Source organism: Bacillus sp. M13(2017), from assembly GCF_002218325.1.
GTDB classification, from domain to species: domain Bacteria; phylum Bacillota; class Bacilli; order Bacillales; family Bacillaceae_G; genus Bacillus_A; species Bacillus_A thuringiensis_K.
In genome coordinates, this window is record NZ_KZ268506.1 from 81,654 (window position 1) to 102,118 (window position 20,465).

Here is a 20,465-nt window from a genome sequence, read left to right on the forward strand (position 1 = left end):
GAAGAAGTGGGAAACCACTTCTTTTTTGATACGTGCATAGTTTTCTTTCTTATTTTGGAATACTACATGGAGAAAGAAAAGAAGGAGTTGAAAAAACATGTCTAAGAAGAAGCGAGAAGAAGAGCGCGCCTGGAAAGCACGTAAAGAAAATCAACAACCACACGGAAAAGTGAAAGCTTTTGCTGAATTAGTTGAAGGAACAGAAAAAACGTGATGAGTATTTCATCACGTTTTTTGTATGAGTGGAAACGTTAATAAAAAGGTTGTACCGATTCCTTTTTCACTTATAATATCAATTTTTCCATTCATAGCTTGAACAACACTGAATACGACCATCATTCCAAGTCCAGTGCCTTTTTCTTTCGTTGAATAAAAAGGAGAGCCAAGACGTTTTACTTGTTCCGAATCCATACCGACTCCTGTATCTTTTATATATAACTGAATATGCTTATGATCAGGAACTAATGTGAAATAAAGATCACCGCCTTTTGGCATAGCCTCAATGCAATTTTTTAAAATATTTAATAAACATTGATTTAGTTTTTGCTTTTCTCCAGCGATAAAAAAAGGAGTGCTTTGCTTTATATAATGAGTACGTACATTTGTTAAATTAGCAAGCGGTGTAATTAACGACAATGCATGTAGTAATTCTTCTTCTAACTGTAATGTTTGCTCTTTTTCAATGCTAGGTTTGGCAAAGGTTAAATAATCTGTAAGAACATGATTTGCTTGTTCGATGCCGTTAATGGCAATGTCAATATATAATTTTCGTTCCTGCTCAGTGCATGTATCTGATTGTAACAGTTGTAAAAACCCTTTCGTTGAAGTTAATGGATTGCGAATTTCATGAGAGATAGATGCTGCCATTTCACCAATTAAATGAAACTTTTCAGCATTTATAAGTTCGTTTTGGAGACGAACTTGAGTTTGTAATATGTGTAGTAAATATAAAATTAGGATTGTACCAAGCATTGAACATAACTCATACACAATAATATGCGGTATATAATCAGTCTTATTTGTAACCTTGGAAAGGAAGAAGGGTATCCAACTAAATCCGTATGTGAGACTGTAGATAATAGCAAGTGTTATTTTTATACGATTAGAAGTTCGATTGAAAAATTTATATGTTAATAGTAGAACAATAAATAGAAGAACAGAACCGATAAGAGATGGGAAAACACCTACCCCACCTAATAATAAGCGATATATGTTTAATACAACTAAGATAGAACCACCAGCAATAGGCCCTCCCGTTAATGTACCGACAATTAATACAATATGGCGCATATCAAATTGAAAACCATTATTTATTTTTGCTGCAAATGTAATACAGAGTACGGTAGCGAGGCAACAGAGTACAATAAATATAGCTGAATTTAATTTAGGAGAGCGTTTCCCTTTTTGATTCCAAAATAAATGATATACGAGCATTGTAATCAGGATGAATAATATATTTAAAAAGAGATAAATAATAAAGGATTTCAGTGGGATGCCCCCTCTCTTCTTATATTAAATTAATCATACTATAAAATGAAAGAAATGAAATGAAAAATAACCGAAAAATCAGAAATTTTTACGCTAGTATACAATATGTTACAATAAGCTGTGTCAATGAAAGAAGAAATTCCGTGCACCGTGCGGGAGAGGTTCGCGAACTCCCTCTATAAAAAACTATGGAAACAACAATATCCTTAGGTATTGTTTTGTTTTTTTATTGTGACAGTTCAAGAACGTTCTTTCTTCTTATTTATAGTAGAGAAGGAGAATGAGTGAAATGAAAAAAGAAAAAGCAGTTGTTGTTTTTAGTGGAGGACAAGATAGTACAACATGTTTATTTTGGGCAATAGAGCAGTTTGCAGAGGTAGAAGCTGTAACGTTTAATTACAATCAACGTCATAAGCTAGAAATTGATTGTGCAGCGGAAATTGCGAAAGAGCTAGGAATAAAGCATACGGTACTAGATATGAGTCTATTAAATCAACTTGCTCCAAATGCGTTAACGAGAACGGATATGGAGATTACACATGAAGAAGGTGAATTGCCATCGACATTTGTAGATGGACGAAATTTACTCTTCTTATCATTTGCTGCTGTATTAGCAAAACAAGTGGGAGCACGTCATATTGTAACGGGTGTATGTGAAACTGATTTCAGCGGTTATCCAGACTGCCGTGACGTGTTTGTGAAATCGTTAAATGTTACATTAAATTTATCTATGGATTATCCGTTTGTCATTCACACGCCACTTATGTGGATTGATAAAGCTGAAACATGGAAATTATCAGATGAACTTGGAGCATTTGAGTTTGTTCGAGAAAAAACATTAACATGTTATAACGGAATCATTGGTGATGGTTGCGGTGAATGTCCAGCATGTCAACTTCGTAAAGCAGGATTAGATACGTATCTGCAAGAACGCGAAGGAGCGAACAACTAATGGATAACTTTTTTGGATTTCGCATCGTAGAGAATTTGCAAAAAATGGACAAGGATATTCAGCGTAAACAACTCAAATATCATAATAAAAGAGTAATGGTCAGTAAGGAATTTACATTTGATGCAGCACACCATTTACACTGTTATGAAGGGAAATGTAAAAACTTACATGGTCACACATATAAAGTTGTATTTGGAATTAGTGGATATGTAAATGAAATAGGTCTTGCAATTGACTTTGGAGATATAAAAGAAATTTGGAAAAATGAAATAGAAATTCATTTAGATCATCGTTATTTAAACGAAACGTTACCAGCAATGAATACGACTGCTGAAAATATGGTCGTTTGGATTTATGAAAAGATGGCAGAAGCACTAACAAAAGAGAATCGTGTGAACGAATATAAGGGAGCTCGCGTTGAATTCGTTCGTCTATTTGAGACACCGACTAGTTATGCGGAAGTAAGACGGGAGTGGATGCTCGATGAGTAAAATCCCTGTCTTAGAAATATTCGGTCCGACTATTCAAGGTGAAGGAATGGTTGTAGGGCAAAAGACAATGTTTATCCGTACAGCTGGTTGTGATTATAGCTGCGCTTGGTGTGATTCTGCTTTTACGTGGGATGGATCAGCTAAAGATCAAATTAGACAGATGACAGCAGAAGATATTTGGAGTGAGCTTGTTGCAATTGGAGGAGAAAATTTTTCTCATGTTACGATTTCAGGTGGAAATCCGGCATTACTGAAAAATATTGAGTTTCTTCTTTCTATATTAAAAGAAAATGGAATGCGAACGGCAATTGAAACACAAGGGAGTAAGTGGCAAGATTGGTTACTTGAAATTGATGAGGTAACAATTTCGCCAAAACCACCAAGTTCGACGATGAAAACAGATTTTCAGAAGTTAGATGCTATGATTCAGAAACTAGCAGGAAAAGATATTAGTTTAAAAGTAGTAGTATTCGATGATTATGATTTTGAATATGCAGTTAAGATGCACGAACGTTATCCAAAGGTACCATTTTTCTTGCAAGTAGGAAACGATGATACAAAAACAGTGGATGATGCGATGCTTATTAAAAAATTATTAGATAAGTATGAGTGGCTGATTGATAAAGCTGTAAATTGTAAAGAGATGAATGATGCAAAAGTATTGCCTCAGCTTCATGCGTTAGTATGGGGAAATAAACGCGGTGTATAATGAGAAGGGATGTTTAAAAATGGCAGGAAGATTAGATGAAGATTTAAAAGATGTAACATTATTAGGAAATCAAAATACAAAATATTTATTTGAATATAGCCCAGAAATATTAGAGGTATTTGATAATAATCATCCAAACCGTGATTATTTTGTAAAATTCAATTGTCCTGAATTTACAAGTTTATGCCCGAAAACAGGACAACCAGATTTTGCAACAATTTATATTAGCTATATTCCAGAGCAAAAAATGGTAGAGAGTAAATCTTTAAAGTTGTATTTATTTAGTTTCCGCAATCATGGTGATTTCCACGAAGATTGCATGAACGTTATTATGAACGACTTAATTAAATTAATGGATCCACGTTACATTGAGGTATGGGGGAAATTCACACCACGTGGTGGCATTTCAATTGATCCATACTGCAACTACGGTCGCCCAGGGACGAAGTATGAACAAATGGCTGACTACCGCATGATGAACCACGATCTATATCCGGAAACAATTGATAATCGTTAATAGAAAGAAAGGGCCTGTATACTATACAGGCCCTTTCTTTCTATTATATTATGCATTTTGATTAATGACAGTATAGTTTTTATGACTTACAACTGTAAGAGGTTCCATATCTAGTTCTCTAAAATTCTTCATAATTGTTATATCAACAATAACAGAGTTTTGATTTACTTTTTGAACACGGCCTTGCATTCCACCTTTAAATTCGATGATATCTCCAGTTTCTGCGATCTGCATAAGCAACTCTCCTTGTTACAGTTTTCCCAAAAAAAGAATAAATTTGGGTTTTTTTATTTCCTCCTATTTTGAACCATATTTCCTACTTTGTAAATGTTTCCAAAGTAAAAAATCGAAAAATATTCACTTTTTGTAAGAAAATATGTAAAAAATCCATGTTATTTGAAAAAAATAGCGAAAATGCGGGAATCTTTATATCGAGGTATAATGAAAAAGTAGAATAACCTACTGAAGTGGGAGAAATTAGAGGCGGTAAAATGATGTTTGAATTTGTGGGGAGTGTTATAGCTTTAATTTTATTTTTATTTTCTTATATGCATTTAAAAAAGATTCGTCAATATGATACGAGTACATATTTTGATGGGATGGATGGTATCCATGCTTCGATAACACATGATAGTGGTGGGGAGATGTAAAGGTATATAACTTTATTTTCTTGCGTGGTATGATGTTTAGAACTAGTGCATAATAAAGTTCGTAAGTGATGAATGGAGAGTGAAGAGAATGAAGATTTCTTTTATTCGTCATGGTTGTTTAGGTCGTATAAGAGAACCGATGACAATTACTTCATTTCACGAATGGATGAAACAGTATGATTCCGAGTCAATGATACAAAAAGCTAAAATGCCGATAGAAACAATAGAGGCAATTGAAGCAGCGAAATTTGTCTTAACAAGTGATCAAAGGCGTGCTGTACAATCAGCAGCTGAATTAACGGATTCTTTATCTTTTATGCAAAATTCTCTTTTTAGAGAAGCTGAAGTTCCTTCATGCTTTTTTGCTCCGAAGTGGTTGAAATGCAAAATTAAGGTATGGATGTTCATTGGACGAACATTATGGATACTTGGCTACCATAAAGGTGTTGAGTCCTATAAGGAAGTAAGAGAGAGGGCAAGGCAAGCGGCTTACCTGTTACATCGTTATGCTCTCGTACATGGAAGTATTGCTCTTGTAGGTCATAATTATTTTAATTCGATGATTGGAGCGGAGCTGAGGGCAATGGGATGGTCTGGTTCTCCTATTTTGCATAGAAAGCCATGGGGATGTACAACATATACGTTTCACGAGGCGATGGATGGAAATATATTAAATACGAATTTAACATAAAAGCACACGATTTATATAAATCGTGTGCTTTCTTTTTAAGATATAGAAATTTTGACGTTTAATGGTTTTACGAGATGAGCATAAGGTTCGCCTACTAGCATAACAATTTCATCTTTTTTATAACCTAACTTTTCGTATAATGAATAGGCGCGTGTGTTTTCTAAATTAACAAGTAAAGCGATTTTTTCATGCCCTTTTTCAGTTGCATAGATTTCGGCAGCTTCAATTAATTTAGAACCGATACCTTTTCCGCCGTGTGCACTTGAAACTGATAATGTATCAATGTAATACTCATCAAGCTCAGCTTCTTTTTCTAACGTAATTGATTCATCTTTATGTAATTCTCTTAAGTGATGTACAATTGGTGCGTCAAGCTGTGTTGCTTCACTACCGTGATAAGCGACAATAACTCCAACTGCACCCCCGTCTTGCTCATATACAAAACAGTTTTCATAGCTCAGTCGATTTTTCTTTTTTGAGAACCATGTTTCAAGTCCTAGTAATACTTCTGTCTCAACTGTGCTACCTGTGATTTTTTCAGCAATTTCGTGCAGAGCGTTATACAATAAAGGTGCTACCAGTTTCGCATCTGTCTTTTTTGCTTTCCGAATCATAGTATCCCTCCTAGTTCTATTCATATATTGTAGCATAGCGGTGTGAAACTTTGCATAATTGAATGTCGAAATGTTTGATATAGAGAAGTAGCTATGTTAGTATATGATATTTAGTGGACATATACTAAAGAGATATCTTTTGAAAAATAATGAAAATGAAATGAAGGTATAGCATCTGGATAATTTTACAGTTGTTGACCTATAGAATATAAGATAAAATAAAATATTGCATAGAGGTGAAATACATGGATAAAGAATTAGCAAATACAATTTTGGATCAGCTGAAAAATGGTGAAATAAAGGAGTATGTTGTTACGAAAGATGTATTTTATACGTTCAGAGAAGTTTTAGTAAATCGAGAAGACTTTAAACATTTCATTGGTAACGCACAGCGAGGCGGGCAAGTGATTTATACATATTCAGAAACGCCACGTTCATAAAGGGGAATTTTGATCAGCAGGGCATCTCTCACTGATTAGTAGCCTTCACCAATCGGACGTTTAATGCGGGATAAATAAAAGATAAAGGAGAGGGGAATTATGGGCGATTTTAAACAAGGCATTTTACCACATTGGGATTATATGTGGAAAGATAGAGCCGGCAATCGATTTATGGGAATGGTTATGTATCCAGAGAAAAGAAAATGTTCAGCAAAAATGCTTCAGAAAATAAAAAGAGCATATGAAGAAGCAGTAGAAATTAAAGTAACTGTACAAGTTCAACATACATATCAGTACGTAGAAGGAATGATTGTATACTTTGATGAAGAGTCTCCTGTATGTACAATGATTGATAAAGATGAAAATCCGCATCATATATTTGTAAAAGATATTTTGCGCATTGAGCAATCTGAATAAACTTTTCATAAATAAATTGAAGTTCCATAATAATAATCTTTTTCTATAATAGTTATCTTTTAGTATGTAACGAGAAACGAAAGTATATGTATAATATATTTAATAAGGTAAATTTGATAAATGTAATCTTTTTTTAGAGCAGATTATAGTTTCATATCTGTTCTTTTTTGCGTGATGCTGGAGAAATATATTTCTTCAGCATCTACCGTTTTATGACAAAATATATTGTTAACTTTTTTAAAAATAAGGTTAAATTCGTTGACAACTTTTTTGAAAAGCACTTTATTGACATGAGTTTTAGAATGTTGTTTCATAGTCATTGTATTGAAAAAAAACGGCTATCATGTCGAAAAGTAAAAGTTAAAAAAAGAAAGAATTTATACATATATCTTGTGTCTTATTTTGAAACGTAATACAATATATAGAGAAATCAAGAACAACATATAGAGAATATAGATTTGAGAGGGAGGGTCGGAAATGTTAGTTGCATATGATTCTATGACAGGAAACGTGAAGCGTTTCATTCACAAATTAAATATGCCGGCCGTTCAAATTGATGAAGATCTAGTAATAGATGAAGACTTTATTCTTATTACGTATACAACAGGTTTTGGCAATGTACCAGAACGTGTTTTAGACTTTTTAGAGCGCAATAATGAAAAATTAAAAGGCGTATCTGCAAGCGGCAATCGTAACTGGGGAGACATGTTCGGTGCAAGTGCTGACAAGATTTCTACTAAATATGAAGTGCCTATTGTATCAAAATTTGAGTTATCTGGAACAAATAACGATGTAGAATATTTTAAGGAAAGGGTGCGGGAGATTGCGACACATTGAACTGAATAATGAAATCACGCAAATGCAGGACGGTTTTTATCAGCTTCATAAAGATAAAGAGGCATTAGAAGTCTTTATGGAAGAAGCTAGAGAGAATACCGTTCCTTTTAATAGCGTGGCAGAGCGAATGGAGTATATGAAAGAGCATGATTACTATTACAACGTTCTGGACGAGTATAGCTTGGAGGAAGTAGAGGAAGTATATAACATCGCTTATGGTGAAAACTTCGAGTTCCAATCTTATATGGCAGCATCTAAGTTCTACAAAGATTATGCGTTAAAAACGAATGATCAAAAACAATACTTAGAAAGCTATGAAGATCGTGTAGCAATTGTTTCATTATACTTAGGACGCGGTGATGTTTCGAAAGCAAGACAATTCGCAAGCATGATTGTAAAACAAAACTACCAACCAGCGACACCAACCTTTTTAAATGCGGGAAGAAGCAGAAGAGGAGAAATGGTGTCTTGTTTCTTGTTAGAGATGGACGATAGCTTAAATTCAATCGGCTTTAACATTAATACTGCGATGCAATTATCAAAAATCGGCGGGGGAGTAGCTTTAAACTTATCTAAGCTACGCGCACGTGGTGAGCAAATTAAAGGTATCGACAACGCTGCAAGTGGTGTAGTACCTGTTATGAAATTGCTTGAAGATTCGTTTTCATATGCGAATCAGCTTGGCCAACGAAAAGGTGCCGGTGCAGTATATTTAAACATTTTCCATTGGGATATTATTGAATTCCTTGATACAAAAAAAATAAATGCCGATGAGAAGAGCCGTATTCAGTCTCTATCAATCGGAATTATCGTTCCAAGTAAGTTCTTTGAGCTTGCTGAGAAAAACGAACCTTTCCATGTTTTCGCGCCTTATACGGTTTATAAAGAATATGGCAAGCATTTAGATGATATTGACATTGATGAAATGTACGATGAATTAATGAGCAATCCGAAAGTGAAGAAGAAGCCACTAGATATTAGTGCACGTGATATGCTTATTAAAATCGCCATGATTCAGCTTGAGTCTGGTTACCCATACTTAATGTTTAAATCAAATGCAAATAATCAACATCCATTGAAGGATATTGGAACTGTGAAGATGTCGAACTTATGTACAGAAATCTTCCAGCTTCAAGAAACTTCAGAAATAAATGATTACGGTACAGATGACATTATCCGTCGTGATATTAACTGTAACTTAGGATCGTTAAATATCGTAAACGTAATGGAAAATAAAGAAATTCGTGAAGCAGTTCATGCGGGAATGGAAGCTTTAACAGCTGTTTCTGATATGACGATTATTCCGAATGCACCAACTGTGAAAAAAGCGAATGACGAGCTTCATTCAGTTGGACTTGGAGCAATGAACTTACACGGATATTTAGCAAAAAATAAAATCGCTTATGAAAGTGCAGAAGCGAAAGAATTCGCTCGTACATTCTTTATGATGTTAAATTACTATTCTATTGAGAAAAGTATGGAAATCGCTACAGAAAAAGGCGAGACATTTAAAGACTTTGATAAATCTGATTATGCGAATGGCACATACTTTGAAAAGTATGAAACGACAGATTACAGCCCAGTAACTGAAAAAGTTCAGCAACTATTTGAAGGAATTCATATTCCAACAAAAGAAGATTGGACAAGTTTAAAAGAGCAAGTGCAAAAGAATGGTTTATACAACTCATATCGTCTTGCCATTGCTCCAACACAATCAATCAGTTACGTTCAAAATGCAACTTCAAGCGTAATGCCGATCGTAAGTCAAATCGAATCAAGAACATATGCGAACGCGACAACATATTATCCAATGCCGTATTTATCAAAAGATACGTTCTGGTACTATAAATCTTCTTACGATATGAATCAGTTTAAATTAATTGATTTAATCGCAGAAATTCAAGAACATATTGACCAAGGAATTAGTACAATTCTTTACGTTAATAGTGATATTTCAACACGTGAATTAGCACGTTACTACATCTATGCACATAAAAAAGGCTTAAAGAGTCTGTATTATACGAGAACACGTAAATTAAGCGTGGAAGAGTGTGTGGCTTGTACCGTTTAATATAAAAAGTGAGACATGATGAGCAGGGTTTTCTGAACCCTGCTCATGCTTAGTTATCATATTTAGAGAAGGGGCGATTTAATGCGTGCGGTAAACTGGAACAAAAAAGAAGATGATTTTAGTTTAATGTTTTGGAAGCAAAACATCGCTCAGTTTTGGACAGAAGAAGAAATTGCGGTTTCGTCTGACAAAAATACTTGGGTGCAATTATCGAAAGAAGAGCAAATTGCTTATAAGCGTGTATTAGGTGGTTTAACACTTTTAGATACGAAACAAGGTGGCGAAGGAATGCCACTTGTACTTGTTCATCTTGAAAATTTACAAGCGAAAAGTGTATTAGCTTTTATGGGAGCTATGGAAGAAGTACATGCGAAAAGTTATAGTCACATTTTCACAACGTTAGCTACAGAAGAAGAGATTGATGATATTTTTGACTGGGTAGACAATCATCCGTTACTTGAGAAAAAAGCTGGTATTATTACTGGTTACTATCGTCGTTTATTAAAGCCTGAAGTAACAAAAAAAGAGTTATACATGGCAATGGTAGCAAGTGTGTTCTTAGAAAGTTACTTATTCTATAGCGGATTCTTCTATCCACTTTACTTAGCTGGTCAAGGAAAACTAACAGCAAGTGGTGAGATTATCAACTTGATAATTCGTGATGAGTCAATTCACGGCGTATTCGTCGGTATTTTAGCACAACAAATCTTCGCAGAACTTTCTGCAGAAGAGCAACAAGAAGTGCAAAAAGAAACACAAGAGTTATTAATGGAACTATATGAAATTGAAATGGCCTATACAGAAGAAATTTACACTTCTATCGGTCTTGTAGAAGATGTAAATCGTTTCGTTCGTTACAATGCAAATAAAGGGCTTATGAACTTAGGACTTGAGCCGAAGTTTGAAGAAGAAGAAATTAACCCAATCGTTTTAAATGGTTTACGTACAGATACGAAAAACCATGATTTCTTCTCTGTAAAAGGAAATGGTTACGTAAAAGCAACGAACGTTGAAAAGTTAGCTGACGATGACTTCGTGTTTAACTTTTAATATAGGATTATAAAGAAAAACTGTCTTATTCATTGATAAGACAGTTTTTCTTTATAATTTTGTTTACATAACACTATTATTTTTGTATAGCGATTTATATTGGGAAGTTCTATTCGTTTAACGGATAGAACTTTTTTGTAATTAAATGGGTATTTACAAACCTTTTGTATCGGTGTATTATTTAACTAGTACACCGATACGAAAGGAGGGAAGAAATGAAAATAGAGTTTTCTCCAAATACACCAATTTACATTCAGGTAATGGAATACATAAAAAAAGAGATCGTAACAGGACATTTATTGCCTGGTGATAAAATTCCCTCTGTCCGTGAATTAGCGAGTGAATTACAAGTGAATCCAAATACGATTCAGCGTACATTTCAAGAGCTAGAACGGGATGGAGTTGTTGTAACACGTAGAGGAATGGGACGGTATGTAACGAATGAAGGGGAGAAAATTATGGAGCTGCGAAAAGAGATGGCGAAAGAATTACTTCATTCTTTTATAGATGGAATGGACAATTTAGGTTTTTCAGAAGAAGAAATTCTTACAATTCTTCGTTCTTCATTACATGATAAGAGGGAGGAGAGCCAATGACAAAGCTATTAAAAATAGAAAACTTATGGAAGAGATATGGATTAAAAGCAGTGATCCGTGAATTAAACATAGAGATTACGGAAGGGAAAATCGTTGGGCTTGTTGGAGATAACGGGAGCGGGAAAACGACGTTATTGAAAATGATTGCAGGCTTGCAATATCCTTCTGAAGGTAGGATTACAATAGATGGTAAAAAGGTAGGGTTACAGTCGAAAGAAATCGTTTCATTTATGTCCGATAAGCCAGTCTTTGATGATTGGATGACTGTAAAAGATGCTTTATTTTTTTACCGAGATTTTTATAAAGACTTCGATATTCAAAAAGCAGTAGATACGATTGCAGAATTTAAAATACCGTTAGAAGAAAAAATTACAGCATTGTCAAAAGGTATGGTTGAGAAGCTGCAGATTATTTTAACGTTTTCTCGAGAAGCGAAGCTATATGTACTGGATGAGCCATTGGGCGGGATTGATCCTCTTTCTAGAGAACATGTATTGGATCTAATTCTACAGTTCTATAGGGAAGATTGTACGATATTAATTTCCACTCACTTAATAAATGAAATTGAAAATATTTTTGATGAAGTGATCTTTTTAAAAGATGGAGAAATGGTTCTATATGAAAATGTAGAAGAAATTCGTTTTCAGAGAGGAAAAGCAGTTCATGAATTTTTTAAGGAGGTGTTTAGTAAGTGAAGTCAGTACTTTCCTATTTATGGAATGTAAATAAGAAAAGATATATTGTTACTTTTTTACTCTTTGTGCTAATTGAAGCTGTGTTATTTTCACAAATGATTGTAAGAAAAAGTGATGCGGCTATCAGTAGACAAGAGGGCATATTTGGAATCATTATGATTATATTTTTCTTTTATATTGTTTATATGTTTATACAAACAATGAAATCATATTCACGCTTACTGACTAATCCAATGTTACGACTTACAGCAATATCTGGGAAACAATATGTAATTTCTATGCTTATTTTCTCATTTATTGCAATGGCTATATGGTATGGGATATGTGGAATTCTTTTCTACGTAAGTTATGTATTAGCTTTTCCTACGACTTCTGTATATGTAGAGGCAAAAGAGATTATGCAAGTAGGCATAATTAATAATTTAATATATATGATAAGTGATTTATTTGAGTTTTTGTTTAGTGTGTTACAAATTATATTAGTAATTACTCTAGTTAAGTCACTTACGAAAAAGAAAAAGGCGCAAAATATACTAATTGTTATTATTTTTCTAGTAATAAATATAGCGATTACTTTAGCGACAACCTTGCTAGGAAAATTAGCTCCAGCTTTCCAAGTATTACGAAGAGTAGAATATCATAGTGAAAGCAAGAGTCTGTTTATTAATATGTTTCAAGAAAATGGATTTAACATTTTTAATATAAGTTTCATGGTAATGGTTAGTGCTCTAATAATATATGTAATTGCTTATATTATCGATAAAAAACTAGAAGTCTAAAGGAGGAATCAGCATTGGGAAACGTAGTAGTAAAGTTAGAGAATGTTCGAAAAAAGATTGGTGGAACGGAAATTATTCGTGGTTTATCATTTGAGGTTCGTGAAGGAGAAGTATACGGATTCCTTGGGCCGAACGGTAGCGGTAAGACGACGACGATCCGTATGATGACAGGTCTTATTTCAATGACAGAGGGCGATATTACAATTTGTGGACATAGTATTCGCTCGGAGCGTGAAAAGGCGCTAGAGCAAATTGGAGCGATTGTAGAAAATCCTGAACTATATGATTATATGACAGGAATGCAAAACTTAAAGCATTTTGCGAACATGGCCATTACACCAATTAGTAAAGAGCGCATTGCTGAGATTATAAAGCTTGTTGAATTAGAGCATGCGATTCATAAAAAGGTGAAAACATATTCACTTGGTATGAAACAACGTTTAGGAATTGCACAAGCATTACTTCATCAGCCGAAAATCTTAATTTTAGATGAGCCGACAAATGGATTAGATCCAGCTGGTATTCGCCAAATTCGTGATTATTTACAACGTTTAGCGAAAGAAGAGAATATTGCTGTAATCGTATCAAGTCACTTATTGAGTGAAATTGAATTAATGTGTGATCGCGTCGTTATTATTAAACAAGGTGAGTTTGTTCAAGAGTACAACTTACATGAAAAAGTGAAACATGATGAGGCAGTCGTTGTAGCGTTTGAAGTAGATGAAGTTCAGAAAGCGAATGAAATCATTAAAGGCAAAGCAAAAGGGAATGTAATTGTAGCATCTGTAACAAAAGACAACATTCCGCAACTTGTAAAAAAACTTGTTCATGCTGATGTGCTTGTATACGGAGTTACTGTTCAAAATAAAACGTTAGAGGATGAGTTCTTAGCGATTACTGGGGGAGTGAAAGCGTAATGTTTAAATTAATTCAAAATGAATTTTTAAAGTTGCATGCGAAAAAAGGTATGTATATTTTAATAGGTGTAATTGCTTTATTGGAGATTTTAGGAACAGTAGTATTGGCGAAATGGGGCGACGCTGGTAGCTTAAGTGGATCTTACTTAGATTTTGCGAGTTCAAATATCGGCTTAATTATGATATTCACAACGATCTTTGGAATTACAATAGCTTCTCGTACAATTACAGATGAATTCCAAAAAGGAACGATTAAGCAATTATTAATTCGTCCAAGAAAACGAATGACAATTTTATTTTCTAAATATATTACAGTATTATTAACGATGTTATTTATCGTATTTGCTAGTACGTTAATTGCTTTGATTATTGGTGTAATTGTAATGGACGGTAGTAAAACTGAATTAACGTTAGGAATTGTTTTAAAAACAATATTATATCAGCTGCTATCACCATTTTTCTTTGCAACACTTGCATTTTTCTTAGCAAATGTGTTTAGAAAGTCTGTATTACCAATAATTATTACGATGTTTCTATTATTCTTACAAGGTACAATTAACATGGTATTAATGATGTTTGCAAAAGGTGTAGCGAAGTTTGTAGTATTCAGCCATTTGGATTTAAGAGCTTACGACAGCAATAAATTAATTAGTGGGGGAGTAGAACCTACATTTACAGAATTTACATTTACAACTTCATTATTACTTATAGCTGCATACTTTGTTGTATTACTTGTAGCATCAAGTGCATTATTCCAAAAACGTGACGTATTATAATAAAAGAAATCCCCGCTTGTAAAAACGGGGATTTTTATTACATAAAATTCACTTAGATTGAAACTTGAAGAACAGCGATATGGTATTTTAAGAGATATGCTGTTTGAAATGATTTGAGAAAAATAGGAAGAGTTTCAACTATATTCATATTATAATTTAGTTATCCTGCTATTTATAGGGAAAGGATTGCCTATAAAGTACTGATTAAAGTTTTATTGTATTTTTACTATCTTTGGGGGTGTTTTATATGCACTATGCATTTTCACGTATAAGGCTACGTAGCTTTTTTGGATGGATGATTATAGGGGTGCTCCTTATAATGATCCCATTAGGTCTAGCAAATGTTTCTGAGAATACGATGGAGGTTATTTCACAAATAACTGTATTTTTTGTATTTCCGTTACTTTGGCTATACGTAAAAACAAATAAAAATAATGTTGTATTCAACAGTTTTTTTGATAAGCCAGGACGTTTACCTTGGGGATTAATTGTATTAGCAACGATAATGGGGATGATTTTTTCAGTTGGCATATCTCAGATTCAATTTTACATATTAGCACATACGTTACCGAATTTCTTAGTTACTATGCTAGAAGACGGAAATGTTATTAATACGAGTAACGTATATATGACGATATTTACTTTCATTTCAGCATGTGTGTTAGCACCTATTATGGAAGAGGTTATTTTTAGGGGATTTTTCTTACAGCGAATGGCTTATAAATGGGGAATTAAAAAAGCTGTAATTATATCTTCAATTATTTTTGGCCTAGGACATTTTGATGTTATTGGTGCGTTCATGTTTGGTATGGTTATGTGTCTTTTATACATAAAGACAAAAAATATATGGACGAATATAGCTGTGCACGCTCTAAATAATTTGATTGCAACAAGTATACAATTTTTCAGTGGAGAAGAAAGTGGTACAATCTCAATTACTGAATTACAAGCGCAAAGTAATTTATGGATTGGTATCGGTCTTACGCTTGTCGGATTACTTTGGTTAATTCCTTATATTGGGAAACAATGGCGTACAGTAAAAGAAGTTGGCGTGCCACCAGTACGTTTTATAAATGAGCAAAAAGTAGTGAATGCATCACAAGAGAATGAAGTGTATAGTCAAGTGATCGTAACCGATAGATTGATGGCCATAGAGTTACCAGATGAGGCTGTAAATAAGCTTAGGTTAGAAGAAAATGATTATGTAACAGTATCTGTAGAAGAAGATAAAATCGTTATAAAGAAAGCACATAGTAGATAATTAAAAAGTAGCTCCTAAGGAGCTACTTTTTAATTTGTAATAATTTCCACTCGAAAATTATCACCGTTCTTTACATATTTAATATCTGTAACAGTGCGGACCGTCTTTAAAATCTCCACTTTTTCACCAATTCGCGGGATGGTTGGAACATTGTCCCAAATACCAAGCAAGTCATCTAATTGTGCCGTTTTTTCATAAAACCAGATTTTCAATGTAAAGCCCCTTTCTCGAACTTTATGTATTTTAATACATAATATATTATTTTTATTCTTATTGTAAGGGGTTTTTTTATATTTTATGAATAAAAATAAATTAATCTTCTGGGAAGATATGTTCAATATCAGGAGTAAGAGATACTTCTGATAATACGATATGAGAAACGGTCGTTGCATATGAAGAAACATCATTGATAAATTCTTCAAGTTCAACGAGTGAAGGAACAGAAATTTTTACAATGTAGCATAAGCTTCCTGTTACTCGGTAACAAAAACTTGCAGATGGATAAGACTGAATAAATTGTTGCATACGTGTTGTATCACCATTTTTTAAAGTAATTTCTAAAATACAATCTAAAACGAGTCCAGCCTTTTTATAATCAATATCGATTGTGTATTTTTGAATAACACCTTCGCTTTCGAGCTTACGAACACGTTCTGAAGTAGACGGAGCAGATAAGTTTACTCGTTTCGCCAATTCACGCATCGAAAGGCGACTATCATTATATAATTCATTTAAAATTTTTCGATCAACACGGTCTAATTGCATTTGTAAATATACCTCCAGTAAAATAATGATTTTTGTAAAGGAAAAATATAAATTAAGATTCATATGAAATGTAAAGTGAACGTTATTTATTTTACAATAAAACAGAAGGAAATAGGAGGGGAAATGATGGAGAGAATTTCATTATCAAATGTAGGAGATACAAAGTTTCAAAAGTTATTAGGGCATAATTCGGATATATTACATTCGTGGAGTACGTTAGAAGATACACTGTACAATAAAGGAACTCTTTCAGCAGAGTTGAAGGAGCAAGTGAGAAGAACATTAGCGTATGGGAATGAATGTCCGTACTGTATGGCAAAGGGAAGACCTGATGATGTGCAAAAGGCAGAGGAGATTGGCGTAGCCGTTACTTTTGCGCATACATTTGTTCATGACCGAAAAGCAATAGATGATACTATGTTTCACGTATTAAAACAATATTGGACAGAAAAAGAAATTGTAGAGCTTTGCGCCTATGTTTGCTTTATTACTGCGTCACAACAACTTGGTTTTCTATTTCAATTACAGCCAAATTAAGGGGAAATGATGACAAATCAAATAGCACTTATCATAATCGATGTACAAAAGGCGTTTCAATTACCAGATTGGGGCGAGAGAAATAATATTTTTGCTGAAGAAAACATGAGAATTTTATTAGAAGAATGGAGAAAAAGGAAACGACCAGTTTTTCATATTCAACATGTAAATAAAGAAAATGCTCAGTCAATGTTTTATGAGAGAGCGGAAACGGTAAACTTTAAAGAAGAAGTGCAACCACTACTTGGTGAAGTGGTTATTCAGAAATTCGTTAACAGCGCGTTCATTGGGACAAATTTAGAAGAGCAATTAAGAAAGAACAAATGTAATGCAGTAGTGGTTGTAGGATTAACGACAAATCATTGCGTGGAAACTACGACACGAATGGCAGGGAATTTAGGATTTACAACGTATTTAGTGAGTGATGCAACGGCTACTTTTAACCGTAAAGGTTTAGATGGTAAGGAGTATAGTGCAGAAGATATTCACAATATGACACTTGTAAATTTACATGAAGAGTTTGCTACGATTGTGACGACAAAAGAAGTATTAAAATTATTTTAAGAAAATAATTGCGAATTATGTAGAAAAAAATAAGAATATTTCGTATAATCTAAGTACAATCATTTTGAAAATAGGGGTGGCATCATATGGAGCAAATTTCAGTAAAGAAATTAGAAGAGGTACTTGTTGTAGCAGGTGATGATAAACAGAAGCAAAAGGAATTTTATGAATTGCTCTTATCTACTGAGTTTTATGTTGCTGGTTCACTAGAAGCAGAGGACGGGGCAACAGAAGGAATACTTCGTTTGCGTCATTTCCAAGGAGAAGGTAGATGGATCGTTCCGTTCTTTACACAAATGGAATTTGTAAAAGATGTGTTGCCAGAAGGAACGCCCCTTATTAAGATACGTGGGAAAGAGTTATTTGGTAGCATTGAGAAAGATGCTACAGCTGTATTAAATGTTGGCACTGATATAAGTAAAACATTTATTCCAGAAGAAATTGCAGATATCGCATCTGGACGAATTTTTAACTATTATAAATAAAAGGAAAAGCGTAATCGCTTTTCCTTTTTAATTTGAACACGGGGTGGCTACGCCGGAAGCAATAGAGAGTGTTTTATTATGTGTACTTATTGTAGCTGTAGCTCCAAGAGGAATCCCAATGTTTGGACTTATATGTCCAATTGGTAAACCGAATAGGACCGGTATATGATATGGTGCGAAATATTCATATAATATTGCTTGCAATGATTGAGATGGCTTTGAAGGAGTGCAGTCGTGACAACTTGTAAAAATAACGCCCCTGCATTCATTAAACTTTCCAGATAAAAGTAGCTGATTTAACATACGGTCAATGCGGTACGGTTCTTCACCAATGTCTTCAAGTAATAAAAGTGTATTGTCCGTATTTATCTCGTAGGGCGAGCCAATTATACTTGTTAACACAGCTAAATTTCCTCCAACTAACGTACCTGTAACTGTACTGTGAGAGCTAGGTACGATACATTCTGATGCAGATAAAATGGTTGAATACGGATGGAATAGCTGATTGAAAGAGGATAAAGATAGGGAATCAATACCTTTTCCTAGTTCTTCAATCATCGGACCATGAAATGTTATAAGCTTTGCATAACGTGAAACAGCAGTATGTAAAGCTGTAATATCGCTATATCCCCAAAAGATTTTAGGGTTTTGCCGAATGATTTCATATTGAATGTGAGGGAGGAGACGAGCACTTCCGTAACCACCTCGTGCACAGAAAACGGCCTTCACTTCATTATTTGTAAATGCTTCATGTATATCGTCAAGCCGAACTTGATCACTTCCGGCTAAAAATCCATATTTCTCGTAAACGCTCTTCCCGATTATTACGGATAACCCCATCTCTTGTAATACATTCACACCTTTTAATACATTTTCGATTGTAGGTGGACCAGATGGTGCAATGATCATTACTGTATCACCTTGTTTTAATGCATTTGGATAAATCATTAAGCTCAGCCTCCTTCTCTTTCAATATATTCGCTTCATATGAAGTTCAACCCTTGCAAAAGCAGGGGAAAGCTTATCAAATAAAGAAGATATAAGGGAAATAGGAGGGAAAATGATGTTTACAAGTCGAGTAACAGACATATTAAAAATTGAGTATCCCGTTGTTCAAGCCGGTATGGCAGGCGCGATTACGACGCCAGAACTTGTTGCAGCAGTAAGTAATAGCGGAGGATTAGGGACGCTTGGAGCGGGCTATATGAGCCCAGAACAAATTCGTGAAGCGATTTATAGAATAAGAGAACTAACAGATAAGCCTTTCGGTGTTAATTTACTTGTAACGAAAGAGATACAAATAGAAGAAGAGAAGGTAAATGAGGCGAAAGTATTACTAAGCGGAGTGAATAGAGAATTAGGTATAGAAGTAGAAGGAACGTTAAAGCTTCCAAAAAGCTATAAGGAACAATTACAAGTGCTATTAGATGAAAAAGTACCGGTCGTTAGCTTTGCATTTCAAACGTTAGAAAAAGAAGAAATAAATGATTTAAAAAGAAGTGGAATAAAAGTCATCGGAACAGCTACCCATGTGAAGGAAGCGAAAGTACTTGCTGAGCTAGGAGTAGATATTATTATTGGGCAAGGTAGCGAAGCAGGAGGGCATAGAGGAACGTTTATTGGGAAAGAACGAGATGCTATGATTGGTACGTTTGCGTTAATACCTCAGTTAGTAGGGGCTGTTCCGCATACCCCAATTGTCGCAGCAGGTGGTGTAATGAACGGACAAGGGCTTGTTGCGGCATTGGCACTAGGAGCAGAAGGTGTTCAAATGGGATCAGCCTTTTTAACAAGTGAAGAGAGTATTACGCACGATGTGTATAAAGAAGCGGTTTTACATAGTACAGATACGAGCACAACTGTAACTCGTGCGTTTTCCGGGAAATATGCACGCGGTATTCGGAATGAATTTATAGAGAGACATGAAGGAAAAGAAGAAGGGCTTCCCATGTATCCAGTGCAAAACGTATTAACTTCTAAAATACGCAAAGAGGCAGCGAAGCAAAATAAGGAAGGATATATGTCGCTTTGGGCAGGACAGGCAGCATCATTAGCTCGAATCGAATCAGCTCAGCATGTAGTGGAGCGAGTTATGAAAGAAGCAGAGAATGCAATCGAACAATTACAAAATATATACAAAAAGACCACTTGAGTAATTCAAGC

At 34.4% G+C, this 20,465-nt stretch carries 28 protein-coding genes and 1 riboswitch; of the genes, 22 read left to right on the forward strand and 6 right to left on the reverse strand.

Annotated elements, in window-relative coordinates:
- Positions 1-97: 97 nt before the first annotated feature.
- Complete coding sequence (locus CGQ22_RS32510; RefSeq protein WP_000038355.1) at positions 98-214, forward strand: DUF6254 family protein; 117 nt, start codon at positions 98-100, stop codon at positions 212-214.
- An 11-nt stretch (positions 215-225) separates the two neighbouring features.
- Here the strand turns inward: CGQ22_RS32510 and kinB are convergent, their stop codons facing one another.
- Entirely contained in the window at positions 226-1,434 is a 1,209-nt protein-coding gene (gene kinB, locus CGQ22_RS17080) for a sporulation sensor histidine kinase KinB (protein WP_089149028.1), read from the reverse strand.
- 206 nt (positions 1,435-1,640) lie between these two features.
- Positions 1,641-1,684: riboswitch (PreQ1 riboswitch) on the forward strand.
- A gap of 93 nt (positions 1,685-1,777) precedes the next feature.
- Between kinB and queC the strand changes: the two genes are divergently transcribed.
- From queC to queF, 4 genes are read left to right on the forward strand one after another with little or no spacing between them, the layout of a single operon-like run.
- Positions 1,778-2,440, forward strand: coding sequence for a 7-cyano-7-deazaguanine synthase QueC (gene queC, locus CGQ22_RS17085; protein ID WP_000711595.1), 663 nt, complete (start codon positions 1,778-1,780; stop codon positions 2,438-2,440).
- A complete protein-coding gene (queD, locus tag CGQ22_RS17090; RefSeq protein WP_000368409.1) occupies positions 2,440-2,931 on the forward strand; it encodes a 6-carboxytetrahydropterin synthase QueD in 492 nt (163 codons plus the stop codon). The genes queC and queD overlap by 1 nt, the downstream gene beginning before the upstream one ends.
- Positions 2,924-3,640 carry a 7-carboxy-7-deazaguanine synthase QueE gene (queE, locus tag CGQ22_RS17095; protein ID WP_000036275.1) on the forward strand — a complete coding sequence of 239 codons (717 nt, stop codon included), beginning with the start codon at positions 2,924-2,926 and terminating at the stop codon, positions 3,638-3,640. The genes queD and queE overlap by 8 nt, the downstream gene beginning before the upstream one ends.
- A gap of 19 nt (positions 3,641-3,659) precedes the next feature.
- Positions 3,660-4,157, forward strand: coding sequence for a preQ(1) synthase (gene queF / locus CGQ22_RS17100; RefSeq protein WP_002163902.1), 498 nt, complete (start codon positions 3,660-3,662; stop codon positions 4,155-4,157).
- A 48-nt stretch (positions 4,158-4,205) separates the two neighbouring features.
- On the opposite strand, the gene CGQ22_RS17105 is transcribed toward queF, so the two are convergent.
- Positions 4,206-4,391, reverse strand: coding sequence for a YkvS family protein (locus tag CGQ22_RS17105; protein ID WP_001165082.1), 186 nt, complete (start codon positions 4,389-4,391; stop codon positions 4,206-4,208).
- 260 nt (positions 4,392-4,651) lie between these two features.
- On the opposite strand from CGQ22_RS17105, the gene CGQ22_RS32015 reads away from it, so the two are divergent.
- Both CGQ22_RS32015 and CGQ22_RS17120 read left to right on the forward strand, forming a co-directional pair.
- The gene (locus CGQ22_RS32015) at positions 4,652-4,807 is read left to right on the forward strand and encodes a hypothetical protein (protein ID WP_000461432.1); all 156 of its coding nucleotides are present in this window, start codon (positions 4,652-4,654) and stop codon (positions 4,805-4,807) included.
- Between the two features lie 88 nt (positions 4,808-4,895).
- Positions 4,896-5,498 (forward strand): histidine phosphatase family protein, encoded by a 603-nt coding sequence (locus CGQ22_RS17120; RefSeq protein ID WP_000703095.1) that lies wholly within the window; start codon positions 4,896-4,898, stop codon positions 5,496-5,498.
- Positions 5,499-5,533: 35 nt separating this feature from the next.
- Here the strand turns inward: CGQ22_RS17120 and CGQ22_RS17125 are convergent, their stop codons facing one another.
- Positions 5,534-6,112, reverse strand: coding sequence for a GNAT family N-acetyltransferase (locus CGQ22_RS17125; RefSeq protein ID WP_000619539.1), 579 nt, complete (start codon positions 6,110-6,112; stop codon positions 5,534-5,536).
- 245 nt (positions 6,113-6,357) lie between these two features.
- Here CGQ22_RS17125 and CGQ22_RS17130 point away from each other — a divergent pair, with 245 nt between their 5' ends.
- The 11 genes from CGQ22_RS17130 to CGQ22_RS17185 all read left to right on the forward strand — a co-directional run bounded on the left by CGQ22_RS17130 (position 6,358) and on the right by CGQ22_RS17185 (position 15,951).
- Positions 6,358-6,552, forward strand: coding sequence for a hypothetical protein (locus tag CGQ22_RS17130; protein WP_000356683.1), 195 nt, complete (start codon positions 6,358-6,360; stop codon positions 6,550-6,552).
- Between the two features lie 99 nt (positions 6,553-6,651).
- Entirely contained in the window at positions 6,652-6,969 is a 318-nt protein-coding gene (locus CGQ22_RS17135) for a hypothetical protein (protein ID WP_089149029.1), read from the forward strand.
- A gap of 477 nt (positions 6,970-7,446) precedes the next feature.
- A complete protein-coding gene (gene nrdI / locus CGQ22_RS17145) occupies positions 7,447-7,806 on the forward strand; it encodes a class Ib ribonucleoside-diphosphate reductase assembly flavoprotein NrdI (RefSeq protein ID WP_000959447.1) in 360 nt (119 codons plus the stop codon).
- A complete protein-coding gene (nrdE, locus tag CGQ22_RS17150) occupies positions 7,793-9,877 on the forward strand; it encodes a class 1b ribonucleoside-diphosphate reductase subunit alpha (RefSeq protein WP_001215839.1) in 2,085 nt (694 codons plus the stop codon). The genes nrdI and nrdE overlap by 14 nt, the downstream gene beginning before the upstream one ends.
- A gap of 81 nt (positions 9,878-9,958) precedes the next feature.
- Positions 9,959-10,927, forward strand: a complete 969-nt coding sequence (gene nrdF, locus CGQ22_RS17155; RefSeq protein ID WP_001203025.1) for a class 1b ribonucleoside-diphosphate reductase subunit beta — start codon at positions 9,959-9,961, stop codon at positions 10,925-10,927.
- Between the two features lie 215 nt (positions 10,928-11,142).
- Positions 11,143-11,523: a GntR family transcriptional regulator gene (locus CGQ22_RS17160; RefSeq protein WP_000687512.1), complete on the forward strand. Its 381-nt coding sequence runs from the start codon at positions 11,143-11,145 to the stop codon at positions 11,521-11,523.
- Positions 11,520-12,218 carry an ABC transporter ATP-binding protein gene (locus tag CGQ22_RS17165; RefSeq protein ID WP_000163898.1) on the forward strand — a complete coding sequence of 233 codons (699 nt, stop codon included), beginning with the start codon at positions 11,520-11,522 and terminating at the stop codon, positions 12,216-12,218. The genes CGQ22_RS17160 and CGQ22_RS17165 overlap by 4 nt, the downstream gene beginning before the upstream one ends.
- Entirely contained in the window at positions 12,215-12,997 is a 783-nt protein-coding gene (locus CGQ22_RS17170) for a hypothetical protein (protein WP_061883917.1), read from the forward strand. Before CGQ22_RS17165 ends, CGQ22_RS17170 begins: the two co-directional genes overlap by 4 nt.
- A gap of 14 nt (positions 12,998-13,011) precedes the next feature.
- A complete protein-coding gene (locus CGQ22_RS17175) occupies positions 13,012-13,914 on the forward strand; it encodes an ABC transporter ATP-binding protein (protein WP_000528786.1) in 903 nt (300 codons plus the stop codon).
- Complete coding sequence (locus CGQ22_RS17180; protein ID WP_000475437.1) at positions 13,914-14,690, forward strand: ABC transporter permease; 777 nt, start codon at positions 13,914-13,916, stop codon at positions 14,688-14,690. The genes CGQ22_RS17175 and CGQ22_RS17180 overlap by 1 nt, the downstream gene beginning before the upstream one ends.
- 247 nt (positions 14,691-14,937) lie before the next feature.
- A complete protein-coding gene (locus tag CGQ22_RS17185; RefSeq protein ID WP_000558820.1) occupies positions 14,938-15,951 on the forward strand; it encodes a CPBP family intramembrane glutamic endopeptidase in 1,014 nt (337 codons plus the stop codon).
- Between the two features lie 29 nt (positions 15,952-15,980).
- On the opposite strand, the gene CGQ22_RS17190 is transcribed toward CGQ22_RS17185, so the two are convergent.
- Together CGQ22_RS17190 and CGQ22_RS17195 are read right to left on the reverse strand one after the other, a co-directional pair.
- Entirely contained in the window at positions 15,981-16,163 is a 183-nt protein-coding gene (locus tag CGQ22_RS17190) for a DUF3913 family protein (RefSeq protein ID WP_089149030.1), read from the reverse strand.
- Positions 16,164-16,263: 100 nt separating this feature from the next.
- Entirely contained in the window at positions 16,264-16,716 is a 453-nt protein-coding gene (locus tag CGQ22_RS17195; RefSeq protein WP_001175505.1) for an Lrp/AsnC family transcriptional regulator, read from the reverse strand.
- A 126-nt stretch (positions 16,717-16,842) separates the two neighbouring features.
- Between CGQ22_RS17195 and CGQ22_RS17200 the strand changes: the two genes are divergently transcribed.
- The 3 genes from CGQ22_RS17200 to CGQ22_RS17210 all read left to right on the forward strand — a co-directional run bounded on the left by CGQ22_RS17200 (position 16,843) and on the right by CGQ22_RS17210 (position 18,302).
- A complete protein-coding gene (locus tag CGQ22_RS17200; RefSeq protein ID WP_000439757.1) occupies positions 16,843-17,253 on the forward strand; it encodes a carboxymuconolactone decarboxylase family protein in 411 nt (136 codons plus the stop codon).
- Between the two features lie 9 nt (positions 17,254-17,262).
- Positions 17,263-17,817, forward strand: coding sequence for a cysteine hydrolase family protein (locus CGQ22_RS17205; protein WP_000184437.1), 555 nt, complete (start codon positions 17,263-17,265; stop codon positions 17,815-17,817).
- Positions 17,818-17,903: 86 nt separating this feature from the next.
- Positions 17,904-18,302, forward strand: coding sequence for an SseB family protein (locus CGQ22_RS17210; RefSeq protein ID WP_000435263.1), 399 nt, complete (start codon positions 17,904-17,906; stop codon positions 18,300-18,302).
- Between the two features lie 27 nt (positions 18,303-18,329).
- Here CGQ22_RS17210 and CGQ22_RS17215 read toward each other — a convergent pair whose 3' ends face one another.
- Positions 18,330-19,250, reverse strand: coding sequence for a S66 peptidase family protein (locus CGQ22_RS17215; RefSeq protein WP_000640069.1), 921 nt, complete (start codon positions 19,248-19,250; stop codon positions 18,330-18,332).
- A gap of 115 nt (positions 19,251-19,365) precedes the next feature.
- Here CGQ22_RS17215 and CGQ22_RS17220 point away from each other — a divergent pair, with 115 nt between their 5' ends.
- Complete coding sequence (locus tag CGQ22_RS17220) at positions 19,366-20,454, forward strand: NAD(P)H-dependent flavin oxidoreductase (RefSeq protein ID WP_000495284.1); 1,089 nt, start codon at positions 19,366-19,368, stop codon at positions 20,452-20,454.
- Positions 20,455-20,465: the final 11 nt, after the last annotated feature.